Here is an 18142-nt window from a genome sequence, read left to right as displayed (position 1 = left end):
GGCCTCCGCGGGCCCGGCCTTTTCCGAGACCGGCCCGTCCGAGACTGGCCTATCCGAGACTGGCCCGCCCGACCCATTCCACCGGCAGCACGATCCGCTCCGGCTCGCCGTCCGGCTCGGCGATGCGGCGCAGCAGCAGTTCCACGGCCGCCCGGCCGAGCCTGCGGTAGGGCTGGCGCACGGTCGACAGGGGCGGATGCACGAACTCCGCCCAGGGAATGTCGTCGAAGCCGACGATGGCGACGTCGTCCGGCAGCGCCCGCCCGGCGGCGGCAAGCAGCTGCGCGGTGCGGATCGCCACCTGGTCGTTGGCGCCGACGATGCAGTCGACCGCCGTCCCGAGGATCTTCGCCTGCGCCTCCTCGGCCAGGTCGAGCGAGAAGTCCGTCGGCACGTCCCAGACGATCCGCACCCCGTCCCCCAGTCCCTCAAGCAGCCCGCGATGGCGTTCGCGGGCGCTGTGGTGGGCGCTTGGCCCGCGCAGGATCCCGACTGTGCCGTGGCCCGCCCGCCGGACCCGCTCGCCGATCATCCGGCCGCCGGCGCGGTGGTCGCTGGTGATGCCGTCGAGGCCCGCCACCGGCCGGTCGACGGTGACGACCGGAGCGAGCGGCGCCGGTTCGGGCTTCGTTTCGGCGACCGGAATCCAGATGATGCCGTCGACCCGATACTCGCCGACCAGCTCGAAGGCGGCCTTTTCCTCAGCCGGATCGTTGTGGCAGTCGACGATGATCAGCCCGTAGCCGCGTTCGCGCGCCGTGCGTTCGACGGTCTGCACGACGGCGGGAAAGAACGGGTTGGTCAGGTCCGGCGCGATCAGGCCTATCGTGGCGCTGCGTCCGGTCTTCAGGCTGCGCGCGAACCGGCTCGGCGAATAGCCGAGCTCTCGCGCCACGCTCTCGACCAGCTCGCGCGTCTGCGGGCTGACCGGCTTGGTCCGGTTCAGGACGTTGGAAACGGTGGCGGTGGAGACGCGCGCCCGCCGGGCGATCTGCGAGATCGTCGTCACTATGCTTCGCCCGCCTTCGCCACCACGTTTCCCCGCTTCCGGTCCGGATCGCCACTTGACGGACAATACCGTCGCCCTGACAATGGTTAAACGTTTAACCCATGACGTCAGGCCGGTACAGGGGGTGCCGGCCGTTCAACCCTGAGGGAGGGACCATGAACCGTTACCTGACCGCCGCGAGTGCCGCTCTCGCGGCCTTCGCCTTCACCGCCGCGCCCGCCATGGCCGACACCATCCGCGTCCTCAACTGGCAGGGATACGGCACCGACGAGGACTGGGCGCTCGAAGCCTTCGAGGAACGCACCGGCCACACGGTCGAGCACGAGTATTTCAACTCCGAGCAGGAGATGCTCACCAAGCTGCGCACCAATCCCGGCGTATACGACGTCGTGCTGATCAACTCCGCCTACACGCCGCAGGCGGCGGCGGAGAACCTGATCCAGCCGATCGACATGTCGAAGATCCCGAACGCCGCCGACCTGACGCCGGAAATGCGCAACAATCCCAACCTCGTCGTCGACGGCAAGACCTACGGCGTCGCCTGGGTCTGGGGCGCGACCTCCTTTGCCATCAACACCGGCAAGTTCGACGAGACGCCCGAGTCCATCGAGGTGCTCTGGTCGGAGGACCTCGCCGGCCGCGTCGGCTGGCGCGACGACGCCGTCGAGGCCGTCCAGATGTCGGCGATCGCGCTCGGCCAGGACATCAACAACCCCTCCGACCTCGACGCCATCCGCGACAAGCTGCGCGCCCTGAAGCCGCAGATCCGCACCTTCTGGACCTCGGAGAACGACTGGAACCAGTTCATGTCGGCCGGCGAGTTCGACGCCGCCGTCTACTGGAGCGGTTCGGCGGCGCGGTCGGCCAACAACTTCGGCCTGCCGGTTGAGTTCGTCGTCCCGAAGGAAGGCGCCATCGGCTGGCTCGACGGGCTGTCGATCCCGACCGACGCGCCGAACCTGGATGCCGCCTACGAGTTCATCAACTGGATGATCGATCCCGAGTTCTACGTGAAGTGGGACACCGACGTCGGCGCCCCGGCATCGGCCAACGGCAAGGCGATGGGCGAACTGCCCGAGGACGCCTTCAACCGCAAGGTGCTCGGCAATCCTGAGGTCGCCTCGAGGCTCGAGTTCATGGGCCCGATTTCCGACGAGATGCGCGAGAAGATGCTGGAGCTCTGGCAGGAAACCAAGACCTACTTCCAGAACTGACCGGAGACCGTCGAGCTGACGCAGCGCCGACCTGACGGGGTATCGCCAGATGGCAGCGGGCACAGCGGCACTCGGTGGCGCGGCGCGGACGCGATCGTCCGCCCGCGCCATCGCCGTGCTCACCGGACCGGCCTATCTGTGGCTGACGGTGACCGTGCTGCTGCCGCTGATGGCGATGCTCTACTTCAGCTTCCTGACCGAGGCCCCGATCGCCGGACGGGTCGGCGAGCTGACGCTTGAACAGTACCGCACCTTCGTCGAGCGCGGCTTCTACACGACGCTGATCCTGCGCTCGCTGAAGCTCGGCGTCACCGTCGCCTTCCTCTGCTTCCTGATCGGCTTTCCCTGCGCCTACATCCTGGCCAAGACCGTCAAGGGCCGGTGGCGCGAGGCGCTGTTCCTGCTGGTCATCATCCCGTTCTGGAGCAACGCGCTGGTCAGGGTGTTCTCCTGGACGATGGTGCTGCGCGGCAACGGCCTGCTCGAGCGCGCCATCGACTGGGTCGTCCCCGGCGCCGGCTCGCTCGGCCTGATGTTCACCTACACGGCCGTCGTCATTGGCCTCGTCCACTCCTATCTCCCGTACATGATCCTGACCTGCTACATCTCGCTCCAGGCGATCGACGACGACCTGATCGAGGCGGCCCGTTCGCTCGGGGCCGGCCGGCTGACGATCCTCCGGCGCCTGATCCTGCCGCTGGCCCTGCCCGGCATCGTCGCCGGCGCGGTTCTGATCTTCGTGCCGGTCATCGGCTCTTTCATGGAGCCGCGCATCCTCGGCGGCCGCCAGGGCACCTTCATCGGCACCATCATCGAGGACCAGTTCACCGCGGTCTTCAACTGGCCGCTCGGCGCCGCCCTGTCCTTCATCCTGCTCGCCTGCGTGCTGGTCATCTTCGCGCTGTTCGCGCCGATCCTGAAGAGGGCCGCGTGATGGCGACGGCAAGCCGCATCTATCTCGGACTGGTGCTCGTCTTCCTCTACGCGCCGATCGCGGTGATGGCCGTGATGTCGTTCAACGACTCGCAGTTCTACGCGCTGCCGATAAAGTGGTCGCTGCGCTGGTACGCCGATCTCGCCGGCAACCAGCGGCTGATCGATGCCGGCATGAACAGCATCCTCGTCGCCGTCATCACCACCGTCATCGCCGGCGTGCTCGGCACGGCGGCGGCGATCGCCTTCTTCCGCTACACGTTCCGCGGCAAGCGGCTGCTGCAGGGCCTGCTGTTTCCGCCGATCGCCATCCCCTGGCTGATCACCGGCACGGCGATGCTGCTGTTCTTCTTCTGGACCGGCATCGGCCGCGGCCTGCACGCCATGGTGCTCGGCCACGTGGCGCTGGCGCTGCCTTACGTGATCATCGTCGTCGGCGCACGGCTGCAGGCCTTCGATCCGGATCTGGAGGCGGCGGCGCGGTCGCTCGGCGCCAATCCCTGGCAGGTCGTCCGCTACGTGACGCTGCCGTTCCTGGCGCCTGGGGTCATCGCCGCGGCGCTGTTCGCCTTCGCGGTCTCCTTCGACCAGTTCGTCATTTCCTACTTCCTCGCCGTGCCCGGCGTCTCGACGCTGCCCGTCGAGATCTATACCTCGATCCGCAAGGGCTTCACGCCGGAGATCAACGCCATCTCGACCATCGTCATCGTCGCCTCCATGACCCTGCTGGTCGGCGTCTCCCGATTCTACCGCTTCGGGGGCGACCGCTGATGGCCTCCGTCTCGGTCCGCTCCGTCTCCAAGCTGTTCGGCAGCTTCCGGGCGCTCGACGACGTCTCGATCGAGTTCGACGACGGCGGCTTCTACGGCCTGCTCGGCCCGTCCGGCAGCGGCAAGACCACGCTGCTCAGGCTGATCGCCGGCTTCGAGTATCCCGACGCCGGGGCGATCACCATCGGCGGCGAATCCGTCGAGCGCCGGCCCGCCGAGAAGCGCGACGTCGGCATGATGTTCCAGAGCTACGCCCTGTTTCCCAACATGAACGTGTTCGCCAACGTCGCCTTCGGCCTGACGGTCCGCGGCGTCCCCTCCGGCGAGATCCGCACGCGGGTCGGCGAGGCGCTCGAACTGGTCAAGCTCGCCGGGCTGGAGAAGCGGCGCACGCATGAACTGTCCGGCGGCCAGCGGCAGCGCGTCGCGCTGGCCCGCGCCATCGTCATCCGGCCGCGCGTGCTGCTGCTCGACGAGCCGCTGTCGGCCCTCGACAAGGCGCTCAGGACCGGCATGCAGATCGAGCTGAAGCGCATCCAGCGCGAGATCGGCATCACCACCATCTTCGTCACCCACGACCAGGAGGAGGCACTGACGCTCAGCGACCGCATCGGCGTGCTGCGCGACGGCAGGCTGATCCAGGAGGGTGCCCCGCGCGACATCTACGAGCGGCCGCGCACCGCCTTCGCCGCGACCTTCCTCGGCGACGCCAACCTGTTCGAGGGCACCGTGGAGGGCGACGCGATCCGCCTCGACGACGGGCCGCCGGTGCGCACGGACGACCCCCTGCCCGCCGGCGGAACGCGGGTGACGATTGCGGTGCGCCCGGAACGGATGACGGTATCCGCCGGCTCCCCGGCCGCCGGCGGCGCCCGCAACGAGATCGGCGCGAGGGTGGACGAGGCGATCTTCGCCGGCAACAGCCTCACCTATATGCTGACGCACGGGGCGCGGTCGGTCCGGGTGTTCGCCCAGAACACCGGCGCCGAGCCGGTCGCGGCCGGCGCGCCGGTGCGGGTTTCCTGGAACCCCGCCGACACGATCGTGGTGGACGCATGAGCAGGCTCCGGTTCGGACCCGTTCCCGCCGACGCCCTGGTGATCTGCGTCGACATGCAGCGCGTCTTCATCGAGCCCGGCCACTGGCACTGCCCGCAGGCCGTCGAGATCCTGCCGAACGTTGCGCGTCTCGTCACCGCACGGCCGCAGCAGAGCCTGTTCACCCGGTTCATCTCCGCCCACACGCCGGAGGACGCGGTCGGGGCGTGGCGGCGCTACTACCACCACTGGCGGGACGTGACGCTCAGCCGTCTCGGCCGCGCGCCCTACGAGCTGCATCCCGGCCTCGCCGCCGTCGCGCAGCCGGGCAACGTCTTCGACAAGTCCACCTACGACGCCTTCGACACCCCCGAGTTCGCCGCCGCGGTTGCCGATCGCGCGCCCGGCGCGCTCGTCATGTGCGGCCTCGAGACCGAGGTCTGCGTTCTGGCGACGGTGATGTCCGCGGTCGATCTCGGCTATCGCGTGGTGCTCGCCCGCGACGCGCTGACGAGCGGCGACCCGAACACCCACGACGCCTGCCTGCAGCTCCTCGACTCCCGGTTCAACCTGCAGGTCGAGCTCGCCGACACCGACGAGATCCTCGAAAGGTGGGACACGCCATGACCGCCGCCGGCTGGGGAACCTGGTCGGCCGACCGTCCCGTCGAGCTGGTCCATCTCGGCAGCGGCCTGACGCTGACGCCGGTGCTCTATTCGGCGCGGGCCAACGCCGTCTCCCGGATCGGCATGGGCCCCGGCCTGGTCCTCGGCGAGCGGCCGATCGGCGGCGGCGGCGCAGCCTTCACGACCCGCCACGAGGACACCGACATCGACTGGCGCTACCGATTCGAGGATGCGGACCGATTGGAGATCGACTGGTCGACGCGGTCGAACGGCGAATGGGGCCTGCGCTTCTGGGTCGCGCTGTGCGTCTCCGGCGGCGGTTTCGACCTCGTCTACGACGACCGCACCGGCGCGCTCGCCGCAAGCGACGGCACGCGCTCCTTCGACATCGTCCCGGCGAAGAAGCCGCTGCTCGTCACCGTCCACGACGATCTCGACGCGCTGGAGGCCGAGTTCCGCGAGCACGGCTACTTCTACCTCGCCTCGCGCGGCCGCGAAGGCCGCTTCGTCGCGCTGCGCTTCAACCTCGAGGAGGGCCCGGCGATGCGCATCGTCGTTGCGCCGTCCTCGGGCGAACCGCCCGTCCGCCCGGCCCTGCCGGACGGGCCGATCGCGATCGTGCCGCAGCGGCCCGGTGACGACGCCGGCCGGCCGCTCGCCGCCGTCCACGACGTGATGGCCTGGAACCACGTCTTCGACCGCATCAACGGGCGCCCCTACACGGTGCTGACTCGGTTCTGGAACACCGCCAAGTTCGGCGGCTTCGGCGTCTGGATGAACGACATCGTCTACAACGCCTGGCTCTGGAGCCTGTTCGACGGCACCGCCGCCCGCGACAACCTCGAGGCAGTGTTCGCCTGGCAGACGGAGGACGGCAACTTCCCCTGCCTGATCACCGGCAACGACCGCTGGCTCGACCGCTCGCAGCCGCCGATCGTCTCCTTCGCCGTCTGGTCGATCGCCGCCCGGCTGGGCGACCGCGGCCTGCTCGAACGGGCATGGCCGGCGCTGAAGCGGAACCACGACTGGTGGTGGCGGCGGCGCTCGGCGGGCGATCTCGGCCTCGTCGTCTACGGCACCAGCCTCGATGCCGGCGACGGCCTCTACAAGGGCACCAAGCTCGCCGCCAAGGACGAGTCGTCGATGGACAACATGGCGGTCCACGATCCCGCCCCGTTCGACGAGGAGACCGGCCTGCTGATGTCCTACGACGTGGCGCTTAACAGCATGCTGGCGCTCGACGCGGAATGCCTGGCGCTGATCGCCGACGGCCTCGGCCTGGACTCCGACGCCGCTGACCTGCGCGCGAGCGGCACGGCCCACCGCGAGGCGATCCAAACCCATCTCTGGGACGACACGCGCGGCGTCTTCGCCAACCGGCTGGTCGACAGCGGTTTCGTCGAGCCGCTGGCGCCGACCTCGTTCTATCCGATGGCCGCCGGCGCGGCGACGCCGGAACAGGTCGACAGCCTGGTCGACAACTACCTGCTGGCGCCCGACAGGTTCGGCGGCGTGCCGGGCCTGCCCTCGGCCACCCGCGATGATCCAGCCTACCGCGACAACGTCTACTGGCGCGGCCGGATCTGGGCTCCTCTCAACTTCTGGACCTGGATCGGCCTCCTGCGGGCCGGCCGGGAGGCGGAGGCGGACGCGCTGTGCGCCATGGGCTGGCGGCTGTTCGACGCCGGCTGGCGCGAGCGGCAGTGCGGCGAGAACTACAATGCCGAGACCGGCGCCATCCTCGACCAGGCCGACACCGACCCGTTCTACTCCTGGGGCGCTCTGCTGGCGGCGATGCCGGTCGCCGCCGCGGTCAACCTGACGCCCTGGCACGGTCTCGGCCTCGCCCGTCCGGACGGCAGCGGGCCGATGGGACCGGTCCGCTCGCCGCTCGGCGAGATCACGCTCGAAGCCCCCGGCGACGTGCTCCGCGTCGGCGACGCCGCCGGCGCGCTGGTCGAGACCACGCTTCCGCGCCTGCGCCACGTGACCTGGAGCGACGGCTGCTTCCGGGCCGAACTGCCGGCGGGCGGCGCCGCCTGGCTTCGCCTGCCCCGCGGCGCGGGCGATGCGACGCTGGACGGCGTCCCGCTCGAGTCCGACGACGGCCGCATCGCGCTGCCGCCCCGTCCTGCGCCCGCAACGCTGCTCGTCGCCGGGGCGCGCCGCGCATGACCGGTCCCCGCCACATCGTCATCGACTGCGACCCCGGCATCGACGATGCCGCCGCCATCCTGATGGCGCTGGCGGACCCGCGGCTCGACGTCCTGGCGCTCACCTGCGTGCACGGCAACAAGCCCCTCGACGTCACCACCGCCAATGCGCTGCGCATCCTCGACCTGGCCGGCCGACCGGACGTCCCGGTCTATGCCGGGGCCGACCGGCCGCTTCTGATACCGGCTGCGGCGGATGGCGACTATTACGGCAGCGACGGCCTCGGCGACACCGGCCTGCCGCAGCCGACGCGCGGTCCCGCCGCGGCGCACGCGGTCGACGCGCTTCTGGAAACGGTGGCGACCGCGCCGCCGGCCTCCATCTGGCTCTGCGCCATAGGCCCCCTCACCAACGTCGCGCTCGCCATGCGGATGGACCCCGGATTCGCCTCCCGGCTCGGCGGCCTGGTGGTGATGGGCGGCAACGTCGCGCCCGGCGCCCCGGCGGAGTTCAACATCGCGACCGACCCGGCTGCCGCGGAGATCGTGTTTTCAAGCGAAGCCGCGCTGACGCTGACCCCCTACGACGTCACGCGGGTCCGCCATGCGTCTTCTCCGACACTGGACGCGCTTGCCGCCTCGGCCTCGCATCCGGCGCAGGCGGTGGCGGCGATGCAACGCAGCCGCTCGCCCGCCGGCTCGGCGCTCCACGACGCCTTTGCGCTCGCCACCCTGACCGCGCCCGACCTGTTCGCCTTCGCCGAAGGATCGGTCCGTGTCGACTGGCGCGACCCGGACCGGCAGGGGGTGACGCATTTCACCGCCCGGGCCGGCGGCCGGCATCGCGTCGTCAGGGACGTCGACGCCGCCGGCTTCGAGCGGCTTCTGGTGGCCTCGCTCACCGCCCTGACCTGACATGCCGCGCGTCCTCGTCTTCGGGTCGATCAACCTCGACATCATCACGCCGGTGCCGCGCCTGCCGGTCTCCGGCGAGACCGTGCTCGGCGGCGACGCCCTGATCTCGGCCGGCGGCAAGGGCGCCAACCAGGCGCACGCCGCCAGGCTGGCCGGCGTCGAGGTGACGATGATCGGCAGGGTCGGCGACGACGACCTGGCCGCGCCTGCGCTGGCACTGCTGACGGCCGCCGGCGTCGACCTCTCCGGTGTCGGCGTCTCCTCGCGCGCCACCGGCTGCGCGACGATCTGGACGGGGCCGGAGGGCTCCAGCACGATCGTCGTGTCGCCCGGCGCCAATGCCGACCTGCGCAGCGACGACGTCCCCGACGCCCTGCTCGAACCCGGCGTGATCCTGGTCATGCAGCAGGAGGTGCCGCTGCAGGAGAACGCCCGCCTCATCGAGCGCGCCCGGGCACGCGGCGTCGCCGTCATCCTCAACGCGGCGCCTGCCGCGGTGCCGGACCGGCATGTGCTGGAAGGCGTCGACTATCTGGTGGTGAACGAGATCGAGCTGGCGACGATCGCTGCGGCCCTGGACCTGTCCGGTTCGGGAGCCGACTTGTGCGGCCCTCTCGCCAGCCTCCTCGCCAGCACCGTCGTCGCCACCTTCGGCGCCGGGGGCACCGTGATGGCGATGGGGAAGGAGACCGTGGCGATCCCGGCCACGCCGGTCGACGTGGTCGACACGACCGGCGCCGGCGACACCTTCGTCGGTGTCTTCGCCGCAGGTCTGTTGCGCGGCGTCGATGCGGTCGCGGCCCTGCACCAGGCGAGCGCCGCGGCGGCGCTGTGCTGCACCCGTCGCGGCGCGCAGGCCGCCCAGCCGGTGCTCGCGGAGTATTCCGCCGGGAAGTGAGCCCTACTGCAGCGACGCGCCGGACATCAGCGCGGCCGCGAGCTCGGTGCGGTTCTGCGCGCCGTAGCGCCGGCACAGCTTCGCCACGTGCTCCTTCACCGTCTGGTCGGATATGCCCATCTCGCGGGCGATCGTCTTGTTGGTCTGGCCCTTGCAGACCAGGTTGGCGACCTGGGCCGAGCGCGGCGGCAGCGTGCTGGTCGGCAGATGCGTCGCCCGCAAGTGGGCATTCTGCAGCGCCGGTAGGCAGAACGGTCCCGATGGGTCTCCGGCCGTCTCGTGCTCGAGCCGGCCGCTGTGCACCAGGCTCTCCAGGGCCAGCGAGCAGGCCCGGCACAACAGCTCCATCTGCTTCTTCACCAGCGGCGAATAGGGCAGGTCCTCCTCCGGCGTCGCCGTGTAGAACACCCCGGCGACTGCGTCGTCGAGGCGCAACGGCCCGCACATGTTGTGGCTGAAGCCCCACGAGTGCAGCAGGTCGTAGGAGACGCTGCCGCGCCAGTACTGCCGTCCGTACAGCGAGATGCCGTCGAGGATGCCGCCGCCGTTCATGATGCTGTCGACGAAGGGATCGGCCTTGCCGAGCCCCCGCGCGTAGTCTTCCAGGAAGCCCTCGGGCGCGTGGCGGCTGTAGATGAGGCGCGGCTGGTCGGAGTTGAGCAGGTAGAGGCCAATGGTCGGTGAACCGCTCAGCCAGCCGATGGCGCGCTGGCAGGCGGTCCCCAGCGCTGCGACACTGCGGCTCTCGGCGATCGAGATGATGCTGTCGGCCAGCATGCCGTCGGTGGTGGTCATGTGATCGTGAACCCGCGGCATGTCCCCCTCCCGAGTTCGAGAACCGTAAGTCGACGCTCGTATCGGGCGCATACGTGTCCCCCGTCGCGCCCCGCCTTCGTCAGGATTGAAGGTCACGCCGCAACTGCCGTCCGGTCAAGCCGAAAATGCGGGCAACCGGCCGATGAATGCACTTCCTGCAGCCTACCGAAATCTATCCGCATGTCCGGCAGCCCCATACCCCCCCATGCGGGGGGATTGTACGCGTCGCGGTCCGGCGGAAGCATTCCGTCATAAAACCGACTGGAAGGCGCGACGGCAACTGCTGCGGGCGCGCCCGCCGGCAAGAGGACAACACGGACGAATTTCACCCTGACGGCCCGCGCATGCCGCGCGGCGACGGCTGAAGGCGTGCCCCCGTCGATACCCTCCTGTCGATCCAGCCGGTGACGGCCCTCGCCGCCGACCCGCTGCGCGGCAACCGGCCGGAACGATGAAACGGATCAACGTCTGGAGGATGAATTCCGATGAACCTGTCCCTGGCCCCCGCCAATAGCGACACGACCCCCACCGTCGCCGACTTCCACGCCCGCCTGGACGAATTGCTGCCGCTCGTCGAGGAGCGCGCCGCCGCGGCCGAGGAACAGGGCTACATGACCGACGACGTGGTCGAGGCGCTGCGCAAGGCCGGCATCTACACGATGCTGTTCCCCAGGGACGTCGGCGGACCGGAGCTGTCGCCGTTCGACGCCATGACGGTGATCGAGCGCCTGTCCTACACCCACGCCTCGGCCGGCTGGTGCGCCATCGCCAACAACATGGAAGGCACCACGATGGCCATCTACATCGAGGACGAAGGCCTCGACGAGGTGTTCAAGAACGGCCACGACATCACCATCGCCGGCAACGGCGTGCCGCGCGGCTTCGCCCGGCCCGTCGACGGCGGCTACATGATCAAGGGCCGGTGGGCCTACGGCAGCTCGATCCAGCATGCCGAATGGATCCATACCGGCTGCTTCATCACCGACGACGCCGGCAACATGGTGTTCGGGCCGAACGGCCAGCCGAAGATCGTCATCTGCCACCATCCCCGCGACACGATCGAACTGCTCGGCAACTGGGACGTGCTCGGCCTGCGGGCGACCGGCAGCTTCGACTACACCATCAAGGATGCCGAGGAGCTGTTCGTTCCGACCTACAAGACCTACGACTTCGACATCGGCGCGCCGCGGCGCGGCGGGCCGGCCGGTGCGCTGGGGCTTGCCGGCTACAGCGCCTGGGCGCACACCAGCTGGGCGATCGGCACCGGCCGCCGCATGCTTGACGAGCTGGTCAAGGTCATCGTCAACCGCACCGACGCCTTCGGCAGGTCGGCCGACAGCGCCAGCTTCAAGTTCCAGTTCGCCCAGAACGAGGCGAAGTTCCGCGCCGCCCGGGCGCTCGCCTACGAGACGTGGAAGAGCGTCTCCGACACCTGCGCGGCCGGCGAGATGCCCTCGCAGGAGCAGATGACGATGGTGAAGCTGACGCTTCGCCACGTTCACGACGTCATCTCCGAGACCGGCACCTTCGCCCACCGGGCTGCCCGCGGCGCCTCGCTGCACAACACGCCCATGCAGCGCTTCTACCGCGACATCCACTCGGGCACGCAGCACATCCTGATGGCCGACCAGATCGTCGAGGAGTGCGGCCGGGCGCTGCTCGGCCTGCCGGATCCGAACGCCCAGTGGACCGTCTTCGGCGTCGCCGGCTGACGGCGGCCCCGATGACCGACAAGCGCGTCATCGGCTTCTGCGGCGCGAGCTGGCGTCCGTCCAAGTCGCGCACCCTGGTCGAGGCGGTGGCCGCCGAACTCGCCGCGCGGCACGGGATCGGGGCCGAGATCCTCGATCTCGTCGACGCGGGACCGGGGCTCGCCGCCTTCACCCGCGACGGTCTCAGCCGCGAGGCGCTGCGGGTCGTCGAGGCGATCGAGGGCGCCGACGCGCTGGTGATCGGCAGCCCGGTCTTCCAGGGCTCCTATCCCGGCCTGTTCAAGCACGTCTTCGACCTGGTCCGGCCGAACGCGCTCAAGAACCGCCCGGTGCTGCTGACCGCGTGCGGCGGCGGCCTGCGCCACTCGCTGGTCGTCGAACACCAGCTTCGTCCGCTGTTCGGCTTCTTCGAGGCCTGCACAGTGTCGACGGCGGTCTATGCCGGATCGGCGGAGTTCGTCGACGGCAGGCTGGAGCCGGCCGCCGTCCATGCCCGCATCGCCGACGCCGTCGACCAGTTCGCCGCCCACCTCAAGCTCCAGACCGCCGAAGCGGCGTAGGTCGCCGCCTCCGCAGGCAAGGTCGGCGGCACAAAGTCGGCGGCACAAACCAGAGGAAACTCCAGACGATGACTGAAGCAGCGAAAGCCCCGGTCGACATGACCGGGTTCGAGCGCACCGAGTACGACATCAACGGCGTCAGGACGGTGGTCCTCACCGTCGGCAGCGGGCCGGAGCTGGTGTTCCTGCACGGCACCGGAACGTTCACCGGCTTCGACGTCGCCTACGACTGGGCGAAGTCGCACAGGGTGATCATCCCCTACCACCCGGGCTTCGGCGACTCCGGCGACGGCGAGCACCTGGCGCTGATGGACGACTACGTCCTGCACTACATGGACCTGTTCGACGCGCTCGGCCTCGACACGTTCGATCTCGCCGGCTTCTCGCTCGGCGCCTGGATCGCCGCCGAATTCGCCATCCGCCAGCCCGCGCGCGTGCGGCGACTGGTGCTCGTCGGGCCGGCCGGCCTCGTCGACGACGAGGCGCCGTCGCCCGACCTGTTCCAGATCGCCCCGCCCGAGCTGCCCTCCTACCTCGCCCACGACCCGGCCGCGGCGCTGAAGTACTTCCCCCCGGCGCCCGACCCGGACTTCGACGCGCGCCTCGGCCGCGAGGTCGGCTCGCTGGCGAAGCTGCTCAACGGCAACCCGCAGGGCAACCCGAAGCTCGCCGCCTGGGTGCACCGGCTGACCATGCCGACGCTGCTCGTGTGGGGCGCCGAGGACCGGCTGCGGCCGGCCGCCCAGAGCAAGGCCTGGCTCGAGCGGCTGCCGGCCGGGCGCCTCGAACTGGTGCCGGACACCGGCCACCTCGTCTTCGAGGAGACGCCCGCCGCCGGCCGCATCGTCACCGACTTCCTGGCCGCCTGAACCGGCCGAAACCCGAAAGCGAGAGGAACCGCACATCATGATCGAAATGCCTGCCGGCATCACCGGCTCGGAAGACGCATACGACGACGCCGTCTGGGAAATCCTCGGGCAGACATACACCCTGAAACAGGCCTCCGAGGCGTCGATGGCCTGGCACGCCAGGTTTCCGGCCGGCACCTTCGTGCCGCCGCACGTCCACCCGACCCAGGACGAGTTCATCTACGTGCTCAGCGGCCGCTACGACCTGTGGCTCGACGGCAAGGAATCCGTCGCCACCGCCGGCGATCTCGTCCGCATGCCGATGGGCATCCCGCACGGCATCTTCAACAAGTCCGACGCGGACGCCACCAGCCTGTTCTGGGTCGCCCCGACCCGGTCGCTGAAGGAACTGTTCGCGCGCATCCACAACGTGCCCGATCCCGCGGAGGTGATCCGCATCGCCGCCGAGCACGAGGTCGACTTCCTGCCGCCGCCGCAATGACCGCGGCGCTTCGGGGCAACACGGGACTCCAGTAGCAAGAGGGGACTGACAATGAACTGGGAAAGCCTTTCCGCGCCCGACCAGGCGCGCGTCAAGCGCTGGCAGATCGGCATGCTGGTGCTCGCCATCGTCTGCGAGATATTCCTGGCCGCCGACTGGTACGCCTTCGCGGCGGTCATTTCGTTCGTTTCGCAGGATCTCGGCCTCGACCCCCAGCAGGCCGGCCTGGCGCAGGGCATCTTCGCCCTGACCTACGGCCTCGGCATGGTGCTGTGGTCGCCGGTCAGCCGCAACATGTCGGCGCGCACGATGCTGCTGATCGGCCTCGCCGGCACCGGCTTCGGCATGGTTCTCCAGGTGTTCGTGCAGAACTACACCCAGCTGCTGCTGCTGCGGCTTGCCATCGGCTTCTTCGACGCGGCGATCTTCATCGGCAACATGAAGCTGATCTTCGACTGGTTCCCGCAGCGCCGCCGCGGCTCCGTCATCGGCATGATCCTGGCCGCCTACAGCCTCGCCATCACGCTCGACTTCGCGCTCGGCATCCCGCTGACCATCGCCGTGGGCTGGCGCACCTTCTTCGCCGTGCTGGCGGTCGGCACGCTGATCGTCGCGGTGATCGACGCCGTCGCGGTGCGGGCCGGCCCCGCCGGCATCGGCTACGCCGGCTTCAAGTGGGAGGACGAGCCCGACGTCGCCCACCTGCCACTTCGCGACATCTTCAAGTCGAAGTGGGTGATCGTCGGCGGGCTCGGCATCGCCGCCTGCACGTTCGCCATCGCCGGAACGGCGACCTGGGTCGTGCCCTCCTTCATCGCCATACAGAACATGCCGGTGGAATCGGCGGCCCTGATCGGCACCCTGATGGGCCTCTCGCAGGTGGTCTTCCTGATCATCGGCGGCTACATGGCCGACAGCATGGGCAAGGCGTTCATGATCAAGCTGACCGCCTTCCTGGCGCTGCTGGTCGCCGTCATGTTCGTGTCGAGCACGATCTACCCGCTGCCGTTCGGCATGCTGGTGCTCTACGCCGCGCTCAGCGGCCTGGCGGTGCTGGGCGGCGGCGCGATCTTCGCGCTGCTGTCGGACAAGTACCACGACTCGCTGGCCCCGGCCGCGGTCGGCTACGCCGAGGTGTTCGGGCTGCTGTCGAGCTTCGTCGCGCCCTGGCTGATGGGGGCGATCATCAACACCTCGAGCGGCTTCACGGGCGCCTTCGTCGCCTTCGCCGTCATCGAGGGGCTGTTCTTCGTGGTGCTGGTCTTCCTCGCCCGCGAGACCATTGCGCACAGACCGGCCGCCCAGCCGGCCGAGTAGCCGTCAGGCGCTCCGGCGGTCCTGCCGCCGGGGCGCCTTCAGTCTTCCAGCACGATGGAATGCGCGGCGTTCCAGGACAGCCAGACCTCGGTGCCCGGGGGATGGAGAACCGCCTCGCGGTTCTGCTCGAAGACGACGAGTTCGACGCCGCCGGCACTGACGCCGTAGGTGATCGAGGCGCCCAGGTAGATTTGCCGCGCGATCGTTCCCCTGATGCAGTTCACCGGCGTGGCGCCGCCAAAGTCCGGCCGCGCCCCGAGGTGGATCGAGAACTTCTCCGGCCGCACCGTGACCGTGACCGATCCCGAGGACCGCGGGCCGGCGGGCAGCGGGTCGAGCGTCGCGATAGTCTGGCCGTCGGCCAGCGCGATGCGGCCGACCGCCCCCTCCTGCGCCGACGGGACGCCGGTCAGGAAGTTGGTCGCCCCCAGGAACTCGGCGGCGAAGGCGGTGCGCGGCCGCTCGTAGATCCGGTCCGGCGCCCCTGACTGCACCACCTCGCCCTCCCGGAAGATCGCGATCCGGTCGGACAGGGTCAGCGCCTCCTCCTGGTCGTGCGTCACCAGGATCGTGGTGATGCCGACCTCCTGCTGGATCTGGCGCAGTTCGACCTGCATCTGCTGGCGCAGCGCCTTGTCGAGCGCCCCGAGCGGCTCGTCGAGCAGCAGCACCCGCGGCCGCGACACCAGCGCCCGGGCCAGCGCCACCCGTTGCTGCTGTCCCCCCGAAAGCTGGTCGGGCCGCCGGCCGCCATAGCCGGTGAGCTGGACCAGCCGCAGCATTGCCTCGACCCGTTCGGCCGTCTCCGCCTTGCCGTGCCGCCTCACCGACAGCGCGAAGGCGATGTTCTCGAAGACCGACATGTGGGGAAACAGCGCGTAGTTCTGGAACACCATGCCGATGTCCCGGCGGTGGGTGGGTATGCGGCTGACGTCCTCGTCGTCGATCAGGATCCGGCCGGCATCGGGATGGACGAAGCCGGCGATCGACCGCAGCAGGGTCGTCTTGCCGCTGCCGCTGGGCCCGAGCAGGCCGAAGAACTCGCCGTTCTCAAGCGACAGCGAGACGTTGTCGAGGGCGGTGACGTCTCCGTAGCGCTTCGAAACGCCGCTGATCTCGACATGTCCCATCAGCGGCCTCCGAACCGGTAGAATCTGGAAACGAGCAGCAACAGCGCCATCGACAGGACGATGATCAGCGTCGATATCGCATTGATCTCCGGCGTGAAGCCCTTGCGGATCGACGCGTAGATCTCGACCGGCAGCGTGGTGACGCCGGGCGGCGACAGGAAATACGACGTCACGAACTGGTCGAAGGAGATGCCGAAGGCGAACAGGGCCGCGGCCGCGACGCCGGGCGCGATCACCGGCAGGGTGACCCGGAAGAAGGTCTGCAGCGGCGTCGCCCCGAGCGTCGCGGCGGCTTCCTCCAGGTCGACGCCGAAGCTCTGCAGCCGGGCGCCGACGACGATGACGACGTAGGGCAGCGACAGCGCGACGTGGGCGAGCAGCATCGCGTGCAGGCCGCGGCCGATGCCGGTGTAGTAGAAGAAGATCAGCATCGACGTGGCCAGGATGAGCCAGGGAACCGCCATGGGCGGCACCAGCAGCACCTGCAGGAAGGCGTGGCCGCGCACCTTGTAGCGCGCGAAGGCCAGGGCGGCCATCGTGCCGATGACCGTTGCCACCACGGTGTTGACGGCGGCGAGCAGCATCGAGTTGCGCCCCGCACGCCACAGCACCTCGTTGCCGGCCAGTTGCTCGAACCAGATCAGGCTGAAGCGGAACGGCAGCTCGTAGTTGCTGGATTCGTTGAAGGCCATCGCCATCATGATCACGATCGGCAGGTAGATGAAGACCAGCAGCGCCGCCAGGTAGCCGTAGCCGAACGCCGAGATTCGCGGTGCCGCCGGCATCACGTCAGCCTCAGCCGGTGGCGCAGCAGCGGGTAGGTGGCCGCGAAGATGAGAATGACGATGGTCAGCAGGATGAAGGAGAGCGCGGCCCCGAGCGGCCAGTTGAACACTTCGGTGAACTGGTCCTCGATGACCGTGCCCAGCATGATGCTCTGGCGTCCGCCGAGGATCCGCGGCTCCATGAAGGCGCCGACCACCGGCACGAAGATCAGCACGACGCCGACGAACAGGCCCGGCAGGCTGAGCGGCAGGATGATGCGCCGGAAGATCGTCAGATTGGAGGCGCCGAGCACCCGCCCCGCCTCGATCAGGGAACTGTCGATCGCCTGGAGCGAAATGTAGCAGGTCAGGATCATGTAGGGCACGAACGAGTGGACCAGCCCGACCACGATCGCCGGGTAGGTGTAGAGGATGCCGATCGACGGCGCGCCCGGCAGCACCGCGTGGATCGCCTGGTCGACGATGCCGTTGGAACGCAGCACCATCGTCCACGCGAAGATCCGGATCAGGGCATTGCTCCAGAACGGCAGCACGATCAGCAGCAGGATCGCCTCGCGCCAGCGGCCCCTGACGGTGCGGGCCAGCAGCAGCGCGGCCGGATAGCCGATCACCACGCAGGCGGCCGTGACGTGGAATCCGAGCATGATCGAACGCCACGTCAGGAAGTGATAGAAGTCCTTCTCGAAATATGTCGCGTAGTTGGCCAGGGTGAGGGTCGCCTCGACCTTGCCGTACGGCATCTTCGAGAGAAAGCTGAAGTAGAGCATGATGGCGAGCGGCAGCAGGACCGTGATGCCGAGCCAGAAATAGGTGGGCGCCGTCAACCAGTAGCCGGCGAGCCGCGTCTTCGATGATGCCAATGCAACTGTCCCGGACTGAGGGGACGAAGCCGTGCCGGCTTCGTCCCGCGGCATGGT

The 18142-nt window shown here is 69.3% G+C and carries 18 protein-coding genes; 13 read left to right on the top strand and 5 right to left on the bottom strand.

Annotated features, from left to right (window positions below):
• Nucleotides 1-49: 49 nt before the first annotated feature.
• The gene (locus V3328_RS04105) at nucleotides 50-1009 is read right to left on the bottom strand and encodes a LacI family DNA-binding transcriptional regulator (protein ID WP_340328390.1); all 960 of its coding nucleotides are present in this window, start codon (nucleotides 1007-1009) and stop codon (nucleotides 50-52) included.
• A gap of 155 nt (nucleotides 1010-1164) precedes the next feature.
• Between V3328_RS04105 and V3328_RS04100 the strand changes: the two genes are divergently transcribed.
• The 8 genes from V3328_RS04100 to V3328_RS04065 are packed head-to-tail and all read left to right on the top strand — an operon-like array spanning nucleotide 1165 to nucleotide 9555.
• Nucleotides 1165-2223 (top strand): ABC transporter substrate-binding protein, encoded by a 1059-nt coding sequence (locus V3328_RS04100; RefSeq protein WP_340328389.1) that lies wholly within the window; start codon nucleotides 1165-1167, stop codon nucleotides 2221-2223.
• 49 nt (nucleotides 2224-2272) lie between these two features.
• Nucleotides 2273-3157 carry an ABC transporter permease gene (locus V3328_RS04095; protein ID WP_340328388.1) on the top strand — a complete coding sequence of 295 codons (885 nt, stop codon included), beginning with the start codon at nucleotides 2273-2275 and terminating at the stop codon, nucleotides 3155-3157.
• The gene (locus tag V3328_RS04090) at nucleotides 3157-3927 is read left to right on the top strand and encodes an ABC transporter permease (protein WP_340328387.1); all 771 of its coding nucleotides are present in this window, start codon (nucleotides 3157-3159) and stop codon (nucleotides 3925-3927) included. The genes V3328_RS04095 and V3328_RS04090 overlap by 1 nt, the downstream gene beginning before the upstream one ends.
• The gene (locus V3328_RS04085) at nucleotides 3927-4985 is read left to right on the top strand and encodes an ABC transporter ATP-binding protein (RefSeq protein WP_340328386.1); all 1059 of its coding nucleotides are present in this window, start codon (nucleotides 3927-3929) and stop codon (nucleotides 4983-4985) included. The genes V3328_RS04090 and V3328_RS04085 overlap by 1 nt, the downstream gene beginning before the upstream one ends.
• Nucleotides 4982-5590, top strand: a complete 609-nt coding sequence (locus tag V3328_RS04080) for a cysteine hydrolase family protein (RefSeq protein ID WP_340328385.1) — start codon at nucleotides 4982-4984, stop codon at nucleotides 5588-5590. The genes V3328_RS04085 and V3328_RS04080 overlap by 4 nt, the downstream gene beginning before the upstream one ends.
• Nucleotides 5587-7764: an MGH1-like glycoside hydrolase domain-containing protein gene (locus tag V3328_RS04075; protein ID WP_340328384.1), complete on the top strand. Its 2178-nt coding sequence runs from the start codon at nucleotides 5587-5589 to the stop codon at nucleotides 7762-7764. The genes V3328_RS04080 and V3328_RS04075 overlap by 4 nt, the downstream gene beginning before the upstream one ends.
• A complete protein-coding gene (locus tag V3328_RS04070; RefSeq protein WP_340328383.1) occupies nucleotides 7761-8657 on the top strand; it encodes a nucleoside hydrolase in 897 nt (298 codons plus the stop codon). The genes V3328_RS04075 and V3328_RS04070 overlap by 4 nt, the downstream gene beginning before the upstream one ends.
• Before the next feature lies 1 nt (nucleotide 8658).
• Nucleotides 8659-9555 (top strand): ribokinase, encoded by an 897-nt coding sequence (locus tag V3328_RS04065; protein WP_340328382.1) that lies wholly within the window; start codon nucleotides 8659-8661, stop codon nucleotides 9553-9555.
• 3 nt (nucleotides 9556-9558) lie between these two features.
• On the opposite strand, the gene V3328_RS04060 is transcribed toward V3328_RS04065, so the two are convergent.
• Nucleotides 9559-10371: a LuxR C-terminal-related transcriptional regulator gene (locus V3328_RS04060; RefSeq protein ID WP_340328381.1), complete on the bottom strand. Its 813-nt coding sequence runs from the start codon at nucleotides 10369-10371 to the stop codon at nucleotides 9559-9561.
• A 485-nt stretch (nucleotides 10372-10856) separates the two neighbouring features.
• Between V3328_RS04060 and V3328_RS04055 the strand changes: the two genes are divergently transcribed.
• From V3328_RS04055 to V3328_RS04035, 5 genes are all read left to right on the top strand, one after another.
• Nucleotides 10857-12083, top strand: coding sequence for an acyl-CoA dehydrogenase family protein (locus tag V3328_RS04055; protein WP_340328380.1), 1227 nt, complete (start codon nucleotides 10857-10859; stop codon nucleotides 12081-12083).
• A gap of 11 nt (nucleotides 12084-12094) precedes the next feature.
• Nucleotides 12095-12643 carry an NAD(P)H-dependent oxidoreductase gene (locus V3328_RS04050; protein WP_340328379.1) on the top strand — a complete coding sequence of 183 codons (549 nt, stop codon included), beginning with the start codon at nucleotides 12095-12097 and terminating at the stop codon, nucleotides 12641-12643.
• A 68-nt stretch (nucleotides 12644-12711) separates the two neighbouring features.
• Nucleotides 12712-13512, top strand: a complete 801-nt coding sequence (locus V3328_RS04045; RefSeq protein ID WP_340328378.1) for an alpha/beta fold hydrolase — start codon at nucleotides 12712-12714, stop codon at nucleotides 13510-13512.
• A gap of 37 nt (nucleotides 13513-13549) precedes the next feature.
• Nucleotides 13550-13993, top strand: coding sequence for a cupin domain-containing protein (locus V3328_RS04040; RefSeq protein ID WP_340328377.1), 444 nt, complete (start codon nucleotides 13550-13552; stop codon nucleotides 13991-13993).
• Nucleotides 13994-14044: 51 nt separating this feature from the next.
• Complete coding sequence (locus V3328_RS04035; protein WP_340328376.1) at nucleotides 14045-15310, top strand: MFS transporter; 1266 nt, start codon at nucleotides 14045-14047, stop codon at nucleotides 15308-15310.
• A 38-nt stretch (nucleotides 15311-15348) separates the two neighbouring features.
• Here the strand turns inward: V3328_RS04035 and V3328_RS04030 are convergent, their stop codons facing one another.
• The 3 genes from V3328_RS04030 to V3328_RS04020 are packed head-to-tail and all read right to left on the bottom strand — an operon-like array spanning nucleotide 15349 to nucleotide 18085.
• Entirely contained in the window at nucleotides 15349-16440 is a 1092-nt protein-coding gene (locus V3328_RS04030) for an ABC transporter ATP-binding protein (protein ID WP_340328375.1), read from the bottom strand.
• Entirely contained in the window at nucleotides 16440-17207 is a 768-nt protein-coding gene (locus V3328_RS04025) for an ABC transporter permease (protein ID WP_378759003.1), read from the bottom strand. The genes V3328_RS04030 and V3328_RS04025 overlap by 1 nt, the downstream gene beginning before the upstream one ends.
• 17 nt (nucleotides 17208-17224) lie before the next feature.
• Nucleotides 17225-18085 (bottom strand): ABC transporter permease, encoded by an 861-nt coding sequence (locus tag V3328_RS04020; protein WP_340328373.1) that lies wholly within the window; start codon nucleotides 18083-18085, stop codon nucleotides 17225-17227.
• Between the last annotated feature and the right edge of the window lie 57 nt (nucleotides 18086-18142).

Origin of the sequence: Microbaculum marinum (assembly GCF_037855135.1) — a bacterium.
Lineage (GTDB): Bacteria > Pseudomonadota > Alphaproteobacteria > Rhizobiales > Tepidamorphaceae > Microbaculum > Microbaculum marinum.
The sequence above is the reverse complement of the archived record's forward strand: the minus strand, read 5'-3'. Positions and strand labels throughout refer to the sequence as shown.

Bases quoted from the DNA above. Each gene is read 5' to 3' on its own strand.
- V3328_RS04080 (WP_340328385.1), top strand. From the start codon at position 4,982: ATGAGCAGGCTCCGGTTCGGACCCGTTCCCGCCGACGCCCTGGTGATC.
- V3328_RS04070 (WP_340328383.1), top strand. From the start codon at position 7,761: ATGACCGGTCCCCGCCACATCGTCATCGACTGCGACCCCGGCATCGAC.
- V3328_RS04040 (WP_340328377.1), top strand. From the start codon at position 13,550: ATGATCGAAATGCCTGCCGGCATCACCGGCTCGGAAGACGCATACGAC.
- V3328_RS04030 (WP_340328375.1), bottom strand. From the start codon at position 16,440: ATGGGACATGTCGAGATCAGCGGCGTTTCGAAGCGCTACGGAGACGTC.
- V3328_RS04050 (WP_340328379.1), top strand. From the start codon at position 12,095: ATGACCGACAAGCGCGTCATCGGCTTCTGCGGCGCGAGCTGGCGTCCG.
- V3328_RS04045 (WP_340328378.1), top strand. From the start codon at position 12,712: ATGACTGAAGCAGCGAAAGCCCCGGTCGACATGACCGGGTTCGAGCGC.
- V3328_RS04035 (WP_340328376.1), top strand. From the start codon at position 14,045: ATGAACTGGGAAAGCCTTTCCGCGCCCGACCAGGCGCGCGTCAAGCGC.
- V3328_RS04085 (WP_340328386.1), top strand. From the start codon at position 3,927: ATGGCCTCCGTCTCGGTCCGCTCCGTCTCCAAGCTGTTCGGCAGCTTC.
- V3328_RS04090 (WP_340328387.1), top strand. From the start codon at position 3,157: ATGGCGACGGCAAGCCGCATCTATCTCGGACTGGTGCTCGTCTTCCTC.
- V3328_RS04060 (WP_340328381.1), bottom strand. From the start codon at position 10,371: ATGCCGCGGGTTCACGATCACATGACCACCACCGACGGCATGCTGGCC.
- V3328_RS04100 (WP_340328389.1), top strand. From the start codon at position 1,165: ATGAACCGTTACCTGACCGCCGCGAGTGCCGCTCTCGCGGCCTTCGCC.
- V3328_RS04075 (WP_340328384.1), top strand. From the start codon at position 5,587: ATGACCGCCGCCGGCTGGGGAACCTGGTCGGCCGACCGTCCCGTCGAG.
- V3328_RS04065 (WP_340328382.1), top strand. From the start codon at position 8,659: ATGCCGCGCGTCCTCGTCTTCGGGTCGATCAACCTCGACATCATCACG.
- V3328_RS04055 (WP_340328380.1), top strand. From the start codon at position 10,857: ATGAACCTGTCCCTGGCCCCCGCCAATAGCGACACGACCCCCACCGTC.
- V3328_RS04095 (WP_340328388.1), top strand. From the start codon at position 2,273: ATGGCAGCGGGCACAGCGGCACTCGGTGGCGCGGCGCGGACGCGATCG.